The organism is Massilia sp. UYP34 (assembly GCF_056279385.1).
In genome coordinates, this window is sequence record NZ_JBWBRF010000031.1 from 12,325 (window position 1) to 29,274 (window position 16,950).

Annotated in this window: 23 protein-coding genes; 13 read left to right on the top strand and 10 right to left on the bottom strand. The window is 57.3% G+C overall.

The features are described from left to right. Window positions 1-77: 77 nt before the first annotated feature. Window positions 78-527 carry a hypothetical protein gene (locus ACZ9AQ_RS23265; RefSeq protein ID WP_429207017.1) on the bottom strand — a complete coding sequence of 150 codons (450 nt, stop codon included), beginning with the start codon at window positions 525-527 and terminating at the stop codon, window positions 78-80. Window positions 528-1,483: 956 nt separating this feature from the next. Here ACZ9AQ_RS23265 and ACZ9AQ_RS23270 point away from each other — a divergent pair. Next, window positions 1,484-2,233, top strand: coding sequence for a replication initiation protein (locus ACZ9AQ_RS23270; protein WP_429207019.1), 750 nt, complete (start codon window positions 1,484-1,486; stop codon window positions 2,231-2,233). 96 nt (window positions 2,234-2,329) lie between these two features. Here the strand turns inward: ACZ9AQ_RS23270 and ACZ9AQ_RS23275 are convergent, their stop codons facing one another. Together ACZ9AQ_RS23275 and ACZ9AQ_RS23280 are read right to left on the bottom strand one after the other, a co-directional pair. Beyond that, window positions 2,330-2,626, bottom strand: a complete 297-nt coding sequence (locus ACZ9AQ_RS23275; RefSeq protein ID WP_429207020.1) for a hypothetical protein — start codon at window positions 2,624-2,626, stop codon at window positions 2,330-2,332. Beyond that, complete coding sequence (locus tag ACZ9AQ_RS23280; RefSeq protein WP_429207021.1) at window positions 2,623-2,886, bottom strand: hypothetical protein; 264 nt, start codon at window positions 2,884-2,886, stop codon at window positions 2,623-2,625. The genes ACZ9AQ_RS23275 and ACZ9AQ_RS23280 overlap by 4 nt, the downstream gene beginning before the upstream one ends. A gap of 341 nt (window positions 2,887-3,227) precedes the next feature. Here ACZ9AQ_RS23280 and ACZ9AQ_RS23285 point away from each other — a divergent pair, with 341 nt between their 5' ends. Beyond that, window positions 3,228-3,458: a HigA family addiction module antitoxin gene (locus ACZ9AQ_RS23285; protein WP_429207060.1), complete on the top strand. Its 231-nt coding sequence runs from the start codon at window positions 3,228-3,230 to the stop codon at window positions 3,456-3,458. Between the two features lie 57 nt (window positions 3,459-3,515). Here the strand turns inward: ACZ9AQ_RS23285 and ACZ9AQ_RS23290 are convergent, their stop codons facing one another. Together ACZ9AQ_RS23290 and ACZ9AQ_RS23295 are read right to left on the bottom strand one after the other, a co-directional pair. Then, window positions 3,516-4,043 (bottom strand): hypothetical protein, encoded by a 528-nt coding sequence (locus ACZ9AQ_RS23290; RefSeq protein WP_429207023.1) that lies wholly within the window; start codon window positions 4,041-4,043, stop codon window positions 3,516-3,518. A 552-nt stretch (window positions 4,044-4,595) separates the two neighbouring features. Next, window positions 4,596-5,144 carry a hypothetical protein gene (locus ACZ9AQ_RS23295; protein WP_429207024.1) on the bottom strand — a complete coding sequence of 183 codons (549 nt, stop codon included), beginning with the start codon at window positions 5,142-5,144 and terminating at the stop codon, window positions 4,596-4,598. 214 nt (window positions 5,145-5,358) lie between these two features. On the opposite strand from ACZ9AQ_RS23295, the gene ACZ9AQ_RS23300 reads away from it, so the two are divergent. Beyond that, window positions 5,359-5,580 (top strand): hypothetical protein, encoded by a 222-nt coding sequence (locus ACZ9AQ_RS23300; RefSeq protein ID WP_429207026.1) that lies wholly within the window; start codon window positions 5,359-5,361, stop codon window positions 5,578-5,580. Here ACZ9AQ_RS23300 and ACZ9AQ_RS23305 read toward each other — a convergent pair. Then, complete coding sequence (locus ACZ9AQ_RS23305) at window positions 5,572-5,952, bottom strand: hypothetical protein (protein ID WP_429207028.1); 381 nt, start codon at window positions 5,950-5,952, stop codon at window positions 5,572-5,574. The genes ACZ9AQ_RS23300 and ACZ9AQ_RS23305 overlap by 9 nt on opposite strands. A gap of 237 nt (window positions 5,953-6,189) precedes the next feature. Between ACZ9AQ_RS23305 and ACZ9AQ_RS23310 the strand changes: the two genes are divergently transcribed. The 7 genes from ACZ9AQ_RS23310 to trbL all read left to right on the top strand — a co-directional run bounded on the left by ACZ9AQ_RS23310 (window position 6,190) and on the right by trbL (window position 10,121). Beyond that, window positions 6,190-6,363 carry a hypothetical protein gene (locus tag ACZ9AQ_RS23310; RefSeq protein WP_429207029.1) on the top strand — a complete coding sequence of 58 codons (174 nt, stop codon included), beginning with the start codon at window positions 6,190-6,192 and terminating at the stop codon, window positions 6,361-6,363. Window positions 6,364-6,495: 132 nt separating this feature from the next. Continuing rightward, complete coding sequence (locus ACZ9AQ_RS23315; RefSeq protein WP_429207031.1) at window positions 6,496-6,672, top strand: ribbon-helix-helix domain-containing protein; 177 nt, start codon at window positions 6,496-6,498, stop codon at window positions 6,670-6,672. 81 nt (window positions 6,673-6,753) lie between these two features. Then, complete coding sequence (locus ACZ9AQ_RS23320) at window positions 6,754-7,005, top strand: hypothetical protein (RefSeq protein ID WP_429207033.1); 252 nt, start codon at window positions 6,754-6,756, stop codon at window positions 7,003-7,005. A 128-nt stretch (window positions 7,006-7,133) separates the two neighbouring features. After that, window positions 7,134-7,517, top strand: a complete 384-nt coding sequence (locus tag ACZ9AQ_RS23325; RefSeq protein ID WP_429207035.1) for a hypothetical protein — start codon at window positions 7,134-7,136, stop codon at window positions 7,515-7,517. Continuing rightward, window positions 7,510-8,259, top strand: a complete 750-nt coding sequence (trbJ, locus tag ACZ9AQ_RS23330; protein WP_429207037.1) for a P-type conjugative transfer protein TrbJ — start codon at window positions 7,510-7,512, stop codon at window positions 8,257-8,259. The genes ACZ9AQ_RS23325 and trbJ overlap by 8 nt, the downstream gene beginning before the upstream one ends. A 16-nt stretch (window positions 8,260-8,275) precedes the next feature. Continuing rightward, window positions 8,276-8,506 carry a hypothetical protein gene (locus ACZ9AQ_RS23335; RefSeq protein ID WP_429207038.1) on the top strand — a complete coding sequence of 77 codons (231 nt, stop codon included), beginning with the start codon at window positions 8,276-8,278 and terminating at the stop codon, window positions 8,504-8,506. Next, window positions 8,490-10,121: a P-type conjugative transfer protein TrbL gene (trbL, locus tag ACZ9AQ_RS23340; RefSeq protein WP_429207040.1), complete on the top strand. Its 1,632-nt coding sequence runs from the start codon at window positions 8,490-8,492 to the stop codon at window positions 10,119-10,121. Before ACZ9AQ_RS23335 ends, trbL begins: the two co-directional genes overlap by 17 nt. Before the next feature lie 284 nt (window positions 10,122-10,405). Here the strand turns inward: trbL and ACZ9AQ_RS23345 are convergent, their stop codons facing one another. The 4 genes from ACZ9AQ_RS23345 to ACZ9AQ_RS23360 are packed head-to-tail and all read right to left on the bottom strand — an operon-like array spanning window position 10,406 to window position 14,713. Further along, a complete protein-coding gene (locus ACZ9AQ_RS23345) occupies window positions 10,406-10,663 on the bottom strand; it encodes a hypothetical protein (RefSeq protein WP_429207042.1) in 258 nt (85 codons plus the stop codon). A gap of 7 nt (window positions 10,664-10,670) precedes the next feature. Beyond that, window positions 10,671-11,555 carry a hypothetical protein gene (locus tag ACZ9AQ_RS23350; protein WP_429207043.1) on the bottom strand — a complete coding sequence of 295 codons (885 nt, stop codon included), beginning with the start codon at window positions 11,553-11,555 and terminating at the stop codon, window positions 10,671-10,673. A gap of 22 nt (window positions 11,556-11,577) precedes the next feature. Beyond that, on the bottom strand, window positions 11,578-14,358 hold the full coding sequence (locus tag ACZ9AQ_RS23355) for an LPD7 domain-containing protein (RefSeq protein ID WP_429207044.1): 2,781 nt from the start codon (window positions 14,356-14,358) through the stop codon (window positions 11,578-11,580). Then, window positions 14,348-14,713 (bottom strand): plasmid mobilization protein, encoded by a 366-nt coding sequence (locus ACZ9AQ_RS23360; protein WP_429207046.1) that lies wholly within the window; start codon window positions 14,711-14,713, stop codon window positions 14,348-14,350. The genes ACZ9AQ_RS23355 and ACZ9AQ_RS23360 overlap by 11 nt, the downstream gene beginning before the upstream one ends. A gap of 334 nt (window positions 14,714-15,047) precedes the next feature. Here ACZ9AQ_RS23360 and ACZ9AQ_RS23365 point away from each other — a divergent pair, with 334 nt between their 5' ends. Genes ACZ9AQ_RS23365 through ACZ9AQ_RS23375 form a run of 3 tightly spaced genes read left to right on the top strand, consistent with a single transcriptional unit; the run spans window position 15,048 to window position 16,930 of the window. Beyond that, a complete protein-coding gene (locus ACZ9AQ_RS23365; protein WP_429207048.1) occupies window positions 15,048-15,473 on the top strand; it encodes a hypothetical protein in 426 nt (141 codons plus the stop codon). 12 nt (window positions 15,474-15,485) lie between these two features. Then, on the top strand, window positions 15,486-16,193 hold the full coding sequence (stbB, locus tag ACZ9AQ_RS23370) for a StbB family protein (RefSeq protein ID WP_429207050.1): 708 nt from the start codon (window positions 15,486-15,488) through the stop codon (window positions 16,191-16,193). A gap of 11 nt (window positions 16,194-16,204) precedes the next feature. Further along, entirely contained in the window at window positions 16,205-16,930 is a 726-nt protein-coding gene (locus ACZ9AQ_RS23375) for a hypothetical protein (protein ID WP_429207052.1), read from the top strand. The last annotated feature ends 20 nt before the right edge of the window (window positions 16,931-16,950 follow it).

Here is a 16,950-nt window from a genome sequence, read left to right on the forward strand (position 1 = left end):
GGCCGCATTTGAAATCAACGGCTTACGCGGTTCGACGGTAGCCAGAAGGGCTTAGCGCCCGATTTTTTCCGTTTTCCCTATTCGCCCCAATAACCGATTGCTGTGCTGTTGGCGGTTGCCTGGGAATAGGCGCCGGTCGCGGTCGAGTTGACGCCTTGCGCGTTGGCGGCGAGACCGGTTGCGGTCGAAAAATTGCCGGTGGCCGTCGCACTGGTGCCAGTCGCGGTGCTGTAATTGCCGCTGGCGACGGCGATCGCGCCCGTTGCGGTGCTGCCGGTCCCGGTCGCGGATGCTCCGGCGCCGGTCGCCGTCGTCTGGTCCTGCGTGGCCTGGGCGTTATGGCCGGTAGCGGTCGAGTCGGCGCCTTGTGCGTTTGCCATGTAACCGGTCGCGGTACTGCGATCGCCGCTGGCATTGGCGTAGCCTCCGGTTTGGGTGCTAGATGCGCCGCTACCTGGTGCGCTCTGTGCATGGACGTTACCGGCGAAGATGCCGGCGAGAAGAATCGCGAACGTAGTCTTTTTCATGGTGTCATCCCTAAAAATTGACGCGCAAACGTGTGCGTCAGGACGACAATTGTAGTTTTGCAATAAATGTTGCGAAATAGAAATAGAGCTGTAAACCCAATTTGCGGCGTTTTGAGGCGTTTTCTGTTACGTGAGTGGGAAAGGTCCAATTAACCGCGATCGCAGCGTGTAGCCCTGTTCTCGTGGCTCCATGAGCATTCGGCGGCTTAAAACTTAACCACAAGCGAGCGCATTCCCTTTCCCTGCTAAACCTTACGGGCGGTTCTGCTGTCGAGCGGGGGCGATTTGAGTCCGATCCGGCGCCTTAGCGCCGGACTGTGCGAGCGCGAAGCGCGTAGACACAGCCGCATGGTCGGATGCCGCCGATAGGCGGCACGCCCGCCCGTCCTGGCAAGCCCCGGCGCCGGGGCGCAGTCCAGTTGGAAATCGTGGCGTACCTGGACTACGTGATAAGTCAACTTTTCTTCCTTCGAGCCAGCGCGCCCGTCGGCGCTCGGGTTGCGCACCGATTTCGTTCCGAAATCGGCACGCCCGGTTAACTTTGAAAACCGAGAAATCAAAAACCTGAAAACCCAAAAGCAACACCGGCGATCCCTATGGGATCGACCGGCGCGGCGGCGGTTGCGTATCGGGGTTGGGGGGGCTGGTTTATTTTGCCCCCCTTGGGGGGCCTCGATCGTACTCGCTGCGAAGCCATGCGAGTACGTTTTAAGAGTGTTTATAGGCTCGTTTTTAAATACGTTTTTAGGCGACGGTTTTCCCTATGAAAAATCGCGCGAATTCTGACAAAGACCGAGTTAGCCTGACGTTTACCGATCTAGTCTGACAACGGCCGAGTTAGCCTGACGTTTACCGAGTTCTCTGACAAAGACCGAGTTAGCCTGACACATCGTCACTCTTGACAGAATTCAATAACTCTGACAACCTAGATTCAATGTCAGATTTAAGGGTGTGCGATGCCAGAAGCAGCAGAAATTGTGCAGTACGTGGAAGGCGCCATAGGCACGTTAAACGTCAACATGAGCAATCAGCTCGTGCGCATGGCACATGGGCTGTCTCTCCCTGAAAAACGTGTTGTATCGGTCTGTATGGCGAAGCTGGATAGCCTGCGCGCCGAGGCCGGCCGGTACAAGTTCAAGATCTCGGCAAATGAATTTGCAAAGGAATTCGACCTAGATGGCGTGACCGCCTACGAACAGCTCAAGGCTGTGGGCGACAAACTGTTAGACCGGAAGGCCCGCACGATCGAGAAAACGCCTCGTGGTGAGAAAGAGCGCAAATGGGTGTGGGTGAGCGGTGTTACCTACCATCACGGCGAGGGATGGATTGAACTCGCCTTCTCGCCAGAGATGACGCCGCACCTGGTTGAGCTGAGCAAGGAATTCACCAGCTACAAGCTCCGGCATACGGTCGCGCTGCGCTCGGTCTATTCGTGGCGACTGTTCGAGCTGCTGATGCAGTTCAAAAAAACCGGCATGCTGCGCATCACTGTCGATGATTTCTGCTTTGCGATGGAGGCGCCGCCAAGCTGTGTAAAGGACTTCGGCCAGCTTCGCCGCCGCGTGATTGATCCTGCTGTAGCCGAGCTGGGTTTGAAAAATAGCCTGGTCATTGAATACACCGCGACGAAAAACGGCGGTCGCAAGGTGTCGGGTTTGGAGTTCAAGTTTTACATCAACCCTCAAGCTGCGTTCTCCGAATTCTGACATTCGCCAGAGCAAGACAGACTAACTCGGTAAATGTCAGAGTTCAGCATAGGCAGTCCATACGGCGGCGAGCCAATCGCCGTATGGGTTCCTTGCCTATTCACTCCCTCTTGAATCGAGCCATTCGTAGGCCGTGCTCTCGGCGTCGGCGTATGCCTCTGCCAGCATGAAGGCGTGGTAGGCGTCGGCCGGCCGCGCTGATGCGGCCATGGTCAGCCAGTGCGCGCGCTCCTGCTCGCTGCACTCGTTCCACCAGCGCATGCCGGCGTCGGCGTCGCTGTCGTCGACGGGGAACACGCCGCCGCCCATTTCTTCCTCGGTCTCGAGAAGTCGCAGACGCCAGCCGCCGCCCAGCTCGACCGGGCGCGGGGTAATCTCGTAGCTGTAGCTCATGCCGTGGCCTTTCGTGTTTTCGATATGGTCTGGTGCACGATGCTGAGGGCGTGCTGTACTGCTTCCTTGCGCGTGCTCATTCCCCACTGTTCCATCAATTCCGCGAGCTGGCCAGCCTGCGCCGGGTCGAGGAAAAAATCTAACCTGGTGGAGCCTTGCGCCGCGCGGCTCTGCCGGCTTTGGCGGGCGCGATCGCGCGCCGGCAACTGCTCGCCCGATCCGGCCGGTCGGCCACCGGCACGGCGTTTCTGTTCTTCCATGATGCCTGTCCTTGATGAGTCCAACTGCGGAAACTTTAGCGGTGTATGTGACCGGTCACAAGAACATTTTCGCCGTTTGACATAAAACCCGTTCCACGCGGTCAATACCATGCTGATATTTTCGCAGCCGGTTGCGAAAACGTGACTTGTCGCCGGCCGGCGCACGCTGAAACACTCTTGCCCGCGCCGCTGCACCTGGTCACGGTTTCCGACGTTGGAACTGCCGGCCGAGTGAAAGCACGTGTCGGTGCCGGCGTTGACATTCACCCTGCGTTACAAGTGCGACCGAACTAGTATCATGCCTACATGGATCATGGATCGAGGGACACGCGATGACCAGCATGCACAATCCGCCTCACCCGGGGGAAGTGTTGAGAGAATACTTAGGGGATTCCACTATCGACGTCGCCGCTGCTCGGCTCGGGATTGACTCTGAGCAGCTTGAACGCATCATTGCCGGCGCCACTGCTGTATCACCTGAACTAGCTTCCCGCTTGGGTATGGCCTTGAACACCAGTCCCGAGTTGTGGGTAAGGATGCAAGCACAATACGATTTACGAATGCGTGGCTGAAAGCGCGTGCCGGCGTTGGCATGCTGAAACACTCACACTCGCACTGCCGGTGACGGTTTAGCCTGCTTGGCCCTGTTCCGTATGGATTCGGTGTTGCAACGCCATGGCTTGGTAAAAACAATCCTTTTCCACCTCCAAAGCTAGAGCGCTAAACTCTTTGGGGTCTAGACCTTCCATCACATCAGGGACGGAAAAGGTTCGTTTCACACCTGTACGCGTAAGCTCGACAATCTCTGTAGACCGCGCGTCCCAATCAGCATGAGCAACGAATGTATCCCTTTTGGTAATGATAAGGACGTGCAACGCTCTTTGTGTAGAGTTGTTGGTGATCCACCAGAATTCATCAATCGACAGCTTTTTGACAGCCTGCCCTGGTGACTGGTTTCTGCTGAACGGCCGACAGTACGCCACGATGGCAGCAACTATCAGCGTCTCGCGCAACGTGTGCGACAGCTCCGCTTTCAATCCATCGCTTTGGCTGTCCAGCTCGGCATAAGCATCAAGGTATCGACGAGCGTCCTGCATATCCAGCATAGCCAGGTGCAGGCGGTTTGCACGTTGATGGTCCTTAGGAAGTTCGCCCATGATGTCCTTTTGGCATGGTATTGCACCGGCTGAAAACAACCTTAGCTAATCACGATTTTTGACGCCAGTAGTGCACTTAAAAACTCGCGCTACTTCCATAAGTCACTGATTTTAAAGGGCAATTCCTGTATAATAGAGGCTATTACCAACCTCTGTAGGAGACCCAGAATGAAGCGCAAAAACGGCTTGACGAAGCGAGCAAAAATCCGGAAAAACCGAGCTACTGATGGCGGGCATGCTACCCTCAGAGCGTTCCCTTTGCTGCATAGTTTGAAGAACGCTCTGAGGGTAGCATGCCCGCCAGTCACTGTCAATTTATACAGTGTTTTCTGACTATTGTGCCTCTTTGGCTTCGTCTCCTTTTGTCACGACTCCTATACCACAACCAAAAGGTTGTGCTACTATATGTTCATCGAAGCGACTGACCAGATGAGATTGAGCGCTTCCCAGCGGCGAAAGCCGTACTCGCGCAAGGCGGGTCGTAAGTGGTGTCTGGATCTGCTGTACCGAACACGAAATAGGCACCTCCGGGTGCCTTTTTTCGTTTCTTCCTTAACGTTTCGTAGCAACCGGCTGGTTCATAAAAATCTTGCCACAAAGCAAGTAAAAGTTCATGGGGCCAAGCAAATTAGGTGGCCCTTCTTCAGGGATTTCGTAATAGGCGCTCTCGATCACGATGTTCAAGTCTTGCAGGTGCTTCTGGTGTCCTGCTGCTCGACGCACCTCTAAAAAGATGTGATACGGTCCGGCTGGGTCTTCAATCGTCAGCGAATAACACCAGTTACGCCTGGCGGCTGTTTGGATCACCTTTACCTTAGGATGATTCATGCCGTGGATCAATGCAGGCAGCGCCTTAGACAGGCGATACCGAATCCGGCAAAACGAGCGTGGACTTGATGTGAACTCGTCAATAATTGGCTCGCCGTCAATATGGTCCTCAGGCTTGTAGGCTTTCGTGAAACAATGGTTTTTGAACGTCACATGCAGACGGAGCCACTTTTTGGCCATCTTGCTTTCAAACTCCATCGTGAATGGCTCCAGGTGCGAAAATTCAAAGACCTCCCCTCCTAGGGTGAGCGTGTCGTAATAGGGTTGCGTCACCGGGTCATATCCTTGGATTATCGAAACAACTATTGTGCATCTTGCTGTGCACCTAAGCAAAGGTTGCGAGTGAAAGCACGTGCCTGCGTCGGCACGCTGAAACACTCACACCCGAACTGGCAGTGCGAAAAATCTTGACGCCGGCACGCCGCGCCGGCTGTCGTGATGCAACAGTAAGGCCGGGGGTCGTCCCCGTTCTTACAGGAGCAACACAGTGCAAACGACTTGGACTTTCGAGCATGGCCGGATCTGGGCCACGTGCGCCGATGGGCACGGCATCGCCACCTGGGAAGCCGAACCCGCGTTCGGCTTCCTCGTCGACGTGCTCAACGTCAGCCCGGGCCTGAGCGCCTTGCTGCTGGCTGGCTGGGCGTCCTGCCGGCGCCGATCGCGGCGCCCGGTGCGGTTGCTCAATTTGAGTAACCCGTCACGGTAATTCCTTTCCTCCCTCCGACAGCACGGCGCGGGCCGGCGCCGTTGCAGCGGGCTTGGGTGGGCCATCAAGGGAAAGGATCTCCATTCGCCAGGCCTGCGGGCGCCACTTGTTGAAAAGGCCGTCCGTGGTGATCCCTGACGCATTGAGGTTCTTCCCCAGGGCCACGCGCACGACGGAATCGGCCAGCGGCGGCAACACCTCCTGGCCATTCGCGCGCAGGCGGGAAACCATCGTATGCCGGCGCAGCTCCTTTACGAATTCCTCGCCGTGGGTCAGCTCCCCGACCAGCACGCCGTGCCGCTGGAAGGCTTCACGCCATTTTGGTATTAGCTGGCCGTCCGGGTCGAATCCCAAGACCACGCTCACCCACATATTGCCCCCTACAAATACTGTATGTTTGTACAGTATATCAATAAGGCTCGTGTTTTCACCCACGCGGCCCGGTTAGTCAAATTGAGTAACCGCGCCTCGATGCCGGCGCCAGCCGGAAAACCCACCAGAGGAACGATCGGGCGAAGGCTCGCACAATCGGGGCATGCACTTGCAACCACGCCGAGCGGTCGCCGGCAACATAGTTGCTATACGTGTTTTTGCCCCTATGGAGCCACGATGCTGATTAAGTTTTCCCCTGCCGTCATTACCGCCCTTGCCGCCCTGGTGGTGACGCTCGACAGTCACCCGGTCGGCGCCGCCTGCCTGGTGGCCGTGCTGCTGGCCAGCGGCGCGGCCGTCGCGCTCGCACGACGCCGCAAGCCTGAGCCTGAGCCGGCCGAGCGTGGGTGAAAGCACGTGCCTTGCGCGTAGCTGCGGCTGGCGTAGTTCCTGTAACTGCGCCGGCCGTAGCTGCTCGCCTTGCCTACTATAGTCTGCAAGAAACTTCTTGTATGTGGTGTATGTTGGTGTATAATGATGTACATGAACACGAAGATACGAACCAATATTTACCTTGATGCCTGGCAGCATGAAAAACTGTCCGAGCTGAACAAGGAAACGGGGGCGCCAGTTGCAGAGCATGTGCGCCGCGCGATCGATGACTACCTGGAGAAGCAAGGGAAAAAGAAGGACGCCGGCAACGGCGGAAAGCAGGAGTAGCAGCAGAAGTAAAGCGGCGCTAGACGGTGCGGGAACACCGAAAAGCGCCTGACCAAAACCTCACTAATCAGGAGTGAAATCATGGCTAAGTCCAATTCTATCGTTATTGCCGGCGTACCGTTTAGCGCCTGCGAAAAATTCGGTCCGCGCACGCTTGCCGCGATGTTCGGCCCGGTCCTCCCCCGTCCTCTGCGTGCCGATCGCTCCGGCGCCGTCTCGGTCGCCAGTGCGGCCCGCTACCTCGACCAGCAGCACGCCAAGGCAATGGCGATGTTTGCCGATGACGAGCTGGTGACGCCTGGTACGCCGGCAGCGCTGGCCGAGTTCGCCTAACAGCTATCGGGCTATAACGCTATCAAGCTATCTTGATAGCGTTAAGCGATTGATTTCAAAGGACATTTACAACAGTTACCGCCCGGAAATGTGGAATAATTGTTGTACTTTTTAAAGGGGAGTTTTCCATGTATACCAACCAAGTAATCATCAACGCTGCGTCCCGCGAAGTGCCGGCCGCAGCTCGCAAAAGTACGGCCGGCCTTGTCCTGCTGTTGCCCTTCGCTGCTGCCGCTGCTGCTGGCGGCGCCGGCTTCGGTCTGTGGTCCGGTGATGTGGCAATGGCCTGGCTGCTGGTCCTCGGTGCTGTGGCCGTGTGGCGGGGCGTAACGCTCGCAACGGGCAAGCGCATCAGCGATATTTTCGCTGTCTTCGCCCTGGCCGGCTTGGCCGGTGTCGCGTTGGCTGTCCTGTGCGGCGGTGTCGTGCTGCCGGTGATCGGCGCCGTTGTCGCCGGCATCGCCCGCCTGGGCCTGTCGAAAATCGAACTCCGGGGGTGGGAACATGCGTAAGTCTGCCGTTGCAATCGCGCTTCTCTCCCTCGCTTTTCATGGGGTGGCCGGTGCCGGCGCCGTCATCGGTGCCACGGAGCCGACACAGATCCTCAACAATCTCCAGCTCGGCGCGCAGTACGTCGAGCAGGCCCAACAGACGATTCACCAGTTCAACCAGTATCAGACGATGCTCCAAAACCTCAAGCAGATGACGCCGAGCGCCCTGCTTGACCAAGCGGCGCAAAAGCTGTGGCAGGACCAGAACATGACGCAGGCTTTCCGCAACCTGCAAAAGATCGTCGTAGGCGGGCAGGAAATCAGCTATAGCCTGTCCACGGTCGACGGCAAGTTCAAGCAGCTGTATCCGGGCTATGGGGCGACGAGCGCCGACTACAGCCGTGCATACCGCGATTGGTCGGGCAATACGCTGAACAGCGTTAAAAATGCCCTATCCCTGATTTCGGCGCACTCCGAGAACTTCACCACCGAACAGGGCATGGTTAATGAACTGGTGGCGAAGTCTCAAACGGCAGGCGGGCAGTTGCAGGCTCTGCAAGCCGGCAATCAGATCAGTGTCGCCATGGTCGGCCAGATGCAACAGCTTCGCCAACTCCAAATGGCACAAGCGAATGCCCAAATGGCCTACATGAGCGGCCAGCAGGCCAAGCAAGACAGTAGCGACGCATCGTTGCGCGGCTACTTCAACCGGGGAACTACGCGCGTGCGTACCCTGGATGAAATCAGCAAGTCATCCAAATAACCTGAAAGGACGCATCATGTACAAATTCGCTATCGCTCTGGCCCTCTCCTGCACTCTCGCTGCCTGCGGCAAATCGGAGGCGCCGAGCCAGCCCGCCGCCCCGGCCGCGCCCACGGTCAGCGAAAGCCAAAAGGCCGAAGCACTCCGCCAGTTCACGGACCGCAAGCCCGCCAAGATCCGCACCTTGGCCGAGATTCAAGCTGAGGAAAAAGCGGCCAAGGAGGCTAAAAATGCAGCGCAAAAATAGCCATTGGATTTTCCCTGCCCTGGTGTTGCTGCTCGCGTTCGCCGTCACCGAAACGGCCAGCGCGGCGCCTGTCCTCGATACTGCCGTCGATAAGTTCGAGGCGGCGACAAAGCTTTTCGGAGAAAGGATTCAGTCGGTCGGCGTGCGCCTGTTGTTCCTACTGACGGGCATTCAAGTATCCGTCAACATGATTATGCTGCTGCTCAAAGAGATCAGCCTTGAAGCGGTAGTCGGTTCTGTGGTGCGCGTGATGATGACTACCGGCTTTTTCTACAGCATCATGCTCTTTGGTTCTACCTGGCTGCCGGCCATCATCAACAGTTTCGACCTGATCGGGCAACAGGGTAGCGGCCTGTCGCACCTGTCGCCATCGGCCATCATCACGCAAGGGATCGACCTGCAAAATCTCATGGTTGCCACCTTCAACGACTCGACTGGCGCAAATCAAGGCTTGTTCGCTGCGATCCAGAATTTCGTGCCGGGTATGACGATGGTGATTATCTGTATCGTCATCCTGCTTAGCTTCGTCATCCTGGCGGCGCAAATGGCCCTGACGCTGATTTCCGGGTGGATGTGGATGTGTGTTACTCCCTTGCTCATGGGCTTTGGCGGCTTGCAGTTCACGCGCGATATTGCGATCAACTCCCTCAAGGGCGGCATCGCGATCGGCATGAAAATCCTGGTGGTGTACTTGATTGTCGGCGTGGCCGGCACACTGGCGCCGATCATGGGTGAGTCCATGAAGGACGTAACTCTTACGGACTGGTCGCCTATGTATTGGTCGCTGGCCGTGTCCGCGATCCTGGCCTATCTGAGCTTTCAATTGCCGAAGGTCGCGGCCGACTTGATGAACGGTACGGCGTCCCTCTCTGCCGGCGATGCTGGTTCCAATGTCGCTATGCTGGCGGCTGGTGCGGTCGGTGCCGGCGTGGCTGCTGGTGGCGTGATGGCAGCTACCGCCGCCGCTGGCAAAGCCGGCGCAGGCGCCGCCATGACGGGCGCACAAGCTCTGTCCTCCCTTCTCGGTTCGACCATGGGGCAAGGCACGATCTCGAACGCTGCGGGTGCAGCCTCGGCCGTGAGCGGTGCAGCCGGCGCGTCCTCCAGTGCAGCGAGTATGCCGGGTCTGTCGGGGAGCGGCATCGGTAGTTCGGTTGCCAACGGCGGCGCCGCACGTGGCCCTAGCGCGTCCTCTCCGTCGACGTCCTCGGCTTCTTCAAGCGCGCCCGCGCCTTCGTCGCAATCAGGTGCAAGCGGTCAAAACGCATCGGCTACCAGCGCAGGGCAAAGCGCCGGATCTTCCGGCCAAAGCACGCAGGGCAATTCGGGGGCGCAAAGCGCGCAGCCGGCGCCGGCGCCGGGAGCGACAGCGCGTGACCTGGGCGGCTTCGTTCCTAACGACTTCGCGCCGGCCGGTGGCTTGGGTGACGCTTCAACGGCCTCGATCTCGGGCGGTTCCGGCCCGGCCAATGACGCCGCAGGGCCACGCGAAGCAATGCGACAAGGCCAAGGCCCGCGCCTGCAAGATCGCATTCGATCTGCTGGCGACTCGCTGCCGCAGGATGGTCATACGGTCGGCCTGGCTGCGAATATCACGGCTCACGTTGGGGAATAAGCTGCCGACGTAACCGCACCAGCTCAACAAAAAAGCCCTGCGATCGCAGGGCTTTTTCTTTGGGCCGGTCAGTTGGACCAGTGATCCATCGCGACACGGAATTGCGTCTCATAGCAGGGCCAGCAGCGGCGCCGCTCGTCGCCTGATATGTTCGTCAGTGGCGCCGGCATCGAGCCGCAACGGCACGGCATCACTTTGGCCTCTGGCTCTCGCTGCAAGGCGGCATCCCATAACGGCTTGGTGTCGTAGGCCATCAGCGCCTCCCGATCGGCGCCGCCGTCGTCTTATCGTCCATGCTCATAATCGCATTCCCTTTCTTCGGCCAGCCGGCATTGCCGGCACTGGCCGCAGTTGCATTCATTGTCTGATGGATGGCCGGCACGGATCAGGAGCGGCATCCGATGATTGGCGGCTTCCTGCTGCGCCTGCAACAGCAGCAGCAGAATCGCGGCTTGGAGCGCGAAAAACATCGCCCACTTGAAACCGCCCTTCCCTGCTTGCAGCGCCTTGCTACGGGCCGGTAAAACGACCCTGTAGCGCATGGGACGGTTAGCGGCCGTAACCATACGAAGCGTCGATGTGATAGCCAAGCTTGCGCTCTACCTGGATTTCGTCGCCGATCGAAAAGCTGTGGCCCGCTGCCGGCACCAGCGCGCGTACCGGCTTGCCGCTCTCGTCGGAGAACTCCACGGCGAAATAGCTTTCGTCCCTTACCACGGCTTCCGCGACAATCTCGCCCTCGATCATGGCATCAGCGGCTAGAATCACATGCTCGATGCCGGTTTCTTCCGACAGCGCCGCCACGGCTTCGGCTTCGGCTTCTTCGCGCTTCTCCTGGTCGGCCGCGCGCTGCGCGTAATCGACGGTCGCCTTGCGGTGGTCGCTCTCCATGCGCAGATAGTCTTGCGTGCCGAGTTCACCCGGAGCGTGCCCGCCTTCGAACACGCGCTCGGCGCGCACGCGGTCCACTTCCTTTGCTTCGGCTGCACGTTCCTTTGCCGCGTCGGCCTGCGCCTTCTCGCCCGCGAGCTGTTCGCGTACTTGCTCGGTGCGCGCGTTGGCAATGCGCGCCTCTACGATGTCGATGTGGGTGTGGGTCTCTACCATCCGCTCGCTTTTCAAGGCGCCCAGCGCGCCGGTAAAGCGGTTCCCTGACGTGTATTCCTTCTGCCGCACCGTCTCCGGTGCTTGGGCCTGCTGCGCCTGCTGTTCCTGCGCCTGTTGGATCTCGGCGGCTGGCTCCACGGCCGGCACGCCAGAAAAGCCGTTCAGCTCGTCCAGTTCGCGGCGGGCCGCGTGCTCGGTGTCGCGGGTGGTGACAAGCTGCGCGTCGATCGCGGCGCGGCGGTCCGGATCTGCGCTCTCGCGCTCGCGCTCCAATGCCTCGCGGCTGGCCGTCGCATTCGCATAGCGGTTGGTGACTTCTTCTTTCATGTGAACTCCTTAGCGGTTGGTGTTATCGCCCGTGGCCGTGGCCGCGATCGAGGTCTTTAACGTGCGTGACCTGGCCAGCGCTGTAGCGGATTGCGACTTCATCGCCGGGCTTGGGCAGCTCGTTAAATTGGGTGCGCAGATGGTGAATAACGGCCTTCTCCGTCTGCTGGTAGACATACGTGTTATCGACGGCGAGGATCTCGCCCTTGTAGGTGCCGTGCTGCTTGTGCGGCGCCTGCGCGCCTGGCACAGCAAGAACCGGCTCCGGTGCCGGCGCCGCGGCCTGCTCCTTGACAACAGCGGCCGGCTTCTTGGCCTCGGCGTCCTTCGCCTTCGGCTTGGCCTTCTCGCGGGCTTGTAGGGCGGCGTCGGCCTTCTCCTTCTCCTTGCGTGCGCGCTCGACCTCGATCGCCTTCCTGCCCTGCTCTCGCAAGCGCTGGCGGTCGATCTTCTGTTGTTCGAGCTGGTGTTTCATGCGCTGCAAATGCGGGTCGCTGAAGTCGACCGGAATATTCTTTTCGACCGCGATCCGCACCGCCTCGGCCTTGAACTGGTCAGAGCCGTGCAGCGTCAACGTCTTGCCGAACTTCGACTTAGCCAGGTACAGCCCTTCCTCGATCACATCGCCGTCACTGGCGCGCAAAATGTTCACGCGCTTGCCTTCGTCTTTCAATGCCTCCTGGCCGTCGATCCTGTAGGTGATGTGTCCCTTGAGGTCGACCGTGTAGCGCAAGTCCCGCTTGATCGGTGCGCCCTGCTCCTTGGCCTGCTGGTCCGCCGCCTTGATGTAATTCGCGGCGTCCTCTTTCTCGGCAATGTCCGGCGCGCGTTTGCGCAGCTCGGCCAGCGCCGCCTCGGCGTGCGACTCGTTGGTCTGTGCAGCTTCGGCAAGGAAGCGCTTTAGCAGGTTGTCGCCCTTCGCGCTCCACTTGGCCCGCTCGGCTGCGCGCGCGGCGTTGCGTGAATCGCGCGCTTCCTTCTTTGCATGCTCGCGTGTCGCCTTCGCAATGTCGATCAGGCGCTTGGCTTCGGCTCGCGTTATCGAGCGGTCGCCCTGGATACGCGACTTCGCCGCGTTGAAATCCTTTGTAGCCTGGTCGATCGCATCGGCATGGGTGCGCGTAATCGCTGCTGCGGCCTGGCTTCGCTCCTTCGGTGCCTCATGCTGCTTCCAGCTTTGGTACTTGTCCCACAGCTCGCGTGATGGCGCCGGCTTCGCCTGGTGATGCACGTTGCCACGCTGCGCGGCGTACACCTCGCGCAGGATCGGCGCGGCATCCTTCCACGGTAGGTTCATATGCTTTGTGAGGAAGTCAGAGACGTTCAAATTTTGGTTGCCGCACTTGATCCGTTCGCTGCCGTCCCTCCCGCGAGTGACCACGTATTTATCGGCCAGAACGCCGTGCGTCTTCGACAGGTGGGCCAACAGCCGGCCCGCCTCAAGGTTCTGTTTAATCTCTCCGAACTCCCCGCCCTTGCTTGCCTTCGCAACGGCGCCGCGCTCGTCCAGTTCGCGCCGGTAGCGCCCTACTACGCTGGCTGTGCGCTGGGTGTCCCGCTCGGCAGGTGGGCGACTTTGCCTTTGATTTCCTGTACGTCCGTCAAGAGCGGCTGCAACAGCTCGGATAGCTGCTCGATCAGCGATGTTTCCGGCTGCGCGGTCAAGATTTCCAGCAGCTCCGCGAGCTGCTGCGAGATCTGCGCTTGATGATCTGAGATTGTCTCCAATACGTTCAAAAGCCGCTGCTCGTCTGTCGGTGCGTTCGTTTGTTGGCTCATGCTCTACTCCTTGCTCTTTATAGAATTCAGTTTCTTGCCGCTTTAATTCCTTGAGCTTGTCGGCTTCGCTCATTTTCTGGTACAGCTTGTATTTCTTATCTCCGGAATTGAGATACTTTATTTCCTTCGATCGTACATTGACCCATTCTTGCATTAGCTTACTGCGTTCCTCCGCCGTGAACTTCGCAACCTTCGTAAGCTGCTGTATTTTTTCCAACGTTGGAAGTTCAATAAATGCTCGGCTAAAAACATGCTCACCGTTCTTGCGATTGAAGTTGATCCCTTTGCTTTGTCCGTGTGGAACCAAGTTCAAATGTTCGCCGTACTTCCCTTGCACTTCCTTTACTGTGCCATACCTCTGCAATAGATTCTTAAAGCTTTCATACGATGTTATATCTTGCTCGATCATCGCCGCGCGAATCTCGGTTTTCAATTCCTTGCCCGCGCCGGAAAACTCGTCGCTGTTGATGCGACTAATAATGTCGGCCTTACTAGAAAAGTCGGTACGCCTATTATCCGCAGGGTCGGCAAGATTAAATTTCGCGTTGATGTGCTCTTGCAACGCTTTAGCAAATTTCTGTGAATGCGGGTAGTAGCCAAATGGATTTGCCACTTGGTTATCAAATAAGTTTTCAGTCGGTATGACAATATGGATATGCGGCATGCGGGGGTAAGGCTTGCCGGTTTTCTCGTCAATCAAAGATTTGATCTTTGGAAGATGCGCTTCTGCGTAATAGCAAATTTCGTCATCCTTGTAAGCTGCGCAAATATACGCCTTTACCTCGTCATTGATCGCCTGGAGCGTTTCAATGCTTAGATCATCTTCTTTGAAAGCCAAAGTAATATGTTTGTATCTTTCCCCCTGACCTTCCATATTATTGATAAGGAAGTCAGCCACATCGAGATTACCGGATAAGAAAACACGCTCGTCTAACTCGTCGCGATGATAGTTACGGCCTGCCTTTTTACCGTTAATCAGGTAATCAACAATTCCTGATTTCCCGCCATCAACCCTAATTAGCATTGTCAATACCTCGCTTCATTTCAACCGCGATGCGCTCAAGGGATGCAAGGATTCCTTTATAGGTCCGCTCGTCTAGTGTCCCGTCCAGGTGTGCTGCATTCACGCGATGGGCCAACTGGTTGATGTTGTTACTTGCTTTGCTGTACAGAAAAAGCAACTGCTTCAAATCGAGGGAAGGGCGGGCCTTGGCGATGATCGTCGGCTTACGACGTTGCAGCAGCTCCCGCAAGAATTCGGATTGGCTCATACCCGACTCGACATACTGCCGGTCGAGTTCGGTCTTGGTCGCGTCGTTCACACGCCAGGCGACGGTGCGTGTGAGCTTCTCGCTGTCGGGTTTGGTAGGTCGAGCCATGTTGTCTATCTTCCTGCGGAGCTGGTGAATTTCCGGGCCGCGTAGCGGCGCCGGGTTTCAAAGGGCAGCGCCCTTTGGCACGGATATTTTGCGGAAACCCGGAGGGTTTTTGCAAACATATCTCACGTGCCTGTGTTAGCACACAGCAACACTATAGCATATTCCGCATCTGCGCAACATCAGCATAAGATCAGCAAAGAATCTTAATGTTGCCTATTGACATCAGCAAAACATCACTATAAAGTCAGCAATAACCGCCGAAACTGCGGAAAGATCAGCAGAACATCAGCAAAACATCCGCAAAGCGACCAATGTTAGGGAAAGAGGGGCAAAGGTGAAGAAGCAACAGAGCTTTGCTGGCGTGATTCGCCAGCGCCTGGCAGACATCGAGGCACGTCTTGAGGTCGGCATCAGGCAGGAAGTCATCATTGGGGAGTTGAAGGAGGAAGGCTACGAAACGTCGCTGGCCAACTTCCGTAACGAGCTGTGGCGCGCAAGAAAGTGGCGCGATCGTCGAGAGACGGTAGCGTCCTCCACGCCGCCGCCAGTAGCCCGGTCAGCATCATCAGGTGCAGCGCCGGCAGCGCAGCAAACTTTGGATTGTGCAATCCAAAACGCGCAAGACGAAGGGAAGAAAAGCGATGAGCTGGACGACCTGCCGGCAATGGAAAAGTATCGCCAAGCAACAAACCCGGAAGCGGTCGAGAAGAAATTCGAGACTTACTCCACTAAAGCCAAACGTGTTAATCCACTGAAATAAGGAAGAAATTATATGAAAATCGCTCTCATCAACTTTTCGGGTAACGTCGGCAAAAGCACGCTGGGCCGTCATCTTTTCGCGCCTCGCCTGGGTGTAAATCTCATCAGCATGGAAACGCACAATGCAGATGAAGGCGGCGTCCGAATCACCAGTAAAGATTTTGATTTTGTTCAGGAACATCTGTTGGATAACGATGCTGCGGTGGTTGATGTTGGATCTTCCAACATCGCCGGCTTTATCCAGCAAATGACCGAATACGATGCTTCGCACGAAGATTTCGATTTGTTTGTGGTGCCGGTCGTTCCAGCTGTCAAACAGCAGAAAGACACTATCGCCACTATTGATGCACTGCATTCAATCGGTGTGCCGGCGAAGAAGATTCGCGTTATTTTCAACGACCACGACAAGAGCGAAAATATCGAGGACGTGTTTGCTGTTCTGTTCAGCTACGCGGAAGCAGAAAAGAAATGCCTCGTTCGCCCTGGTGCGGTGGTTTATCACAATGATGTTTTCGAAAACCTCAAGGCAATGACGGATGCCGATGGCAAGCTATTGACCGTGCCGGCCTTGGCTGCGGACAAAACAGATTATGCAGAACTGCGCCGTAATACTACGGACGAAGAAAAGCGCGCCGAGTATATGGCTCTCCACCTGGAGAAGCGCCGCGCGGCCAGTGTCAACGAAAACCTCGACGTGGCATTTAAAGCCGTTACGAAATAAGCGGGGCAGGGATGGATACCATCGACCGTAAAAAACGCCTTGAAGGCCTGCGCGAGGAATTCATGCTTAATGTGCTGGACGACATTGATAAAGTGTCGCAGCGCGTACAAGAATTGTTCGACGTGCTTCCCGGCGTCACGGAGGGCGTTAATGCTCAGCTTCGCCCTTTGCTGGATGAAATTGCGGTGGCAATTGGTACGTTGAGCGATGAGAAGGACCGCACGATTCAACGTGCAAAGCAGCAAGTCACCCAAGTTGCAGATATTCGGTCGGATGAGCTTCGCCGCTTGGTATTCGAATTGTCCGGAAAAATCGCGGCGACTGTAGAAGAAGGCGCGAAAAATGCCGTTGTACCGGCGATCAATCAAATTCTCGATAAAGCCGCATCGGATTTGCGCGCTGCTGCAAACAACCTGAATACGGCGGCGGCGACGATCGCCCAGGCACACAAGGACTACGAAGCAGAGTTCAAACAGGGAAAGGCGGTCATCGAGCGTATGACGGGCGACGGGATCGAGGCCATCAGAAAGGCAAACGCTGCCAAGAAAAAACCGCTGCTGCCCACGGTCGGGATCGCGCTCGGCTGCTTGGTGATCGGTGCTGTGTTGACGATCGTTCTAGGTCGATCGCTGGGTGTCTTCTTGACGAAGGCTGACTTGACGGAGCTGATCGAGAACCAACGTGCGATCGCGGCCAAGCTGGACGGCGCGACAGGCGCAAAGGCGCTGCGCAAATGAAGTGGGCCGAGGGTTGCGCC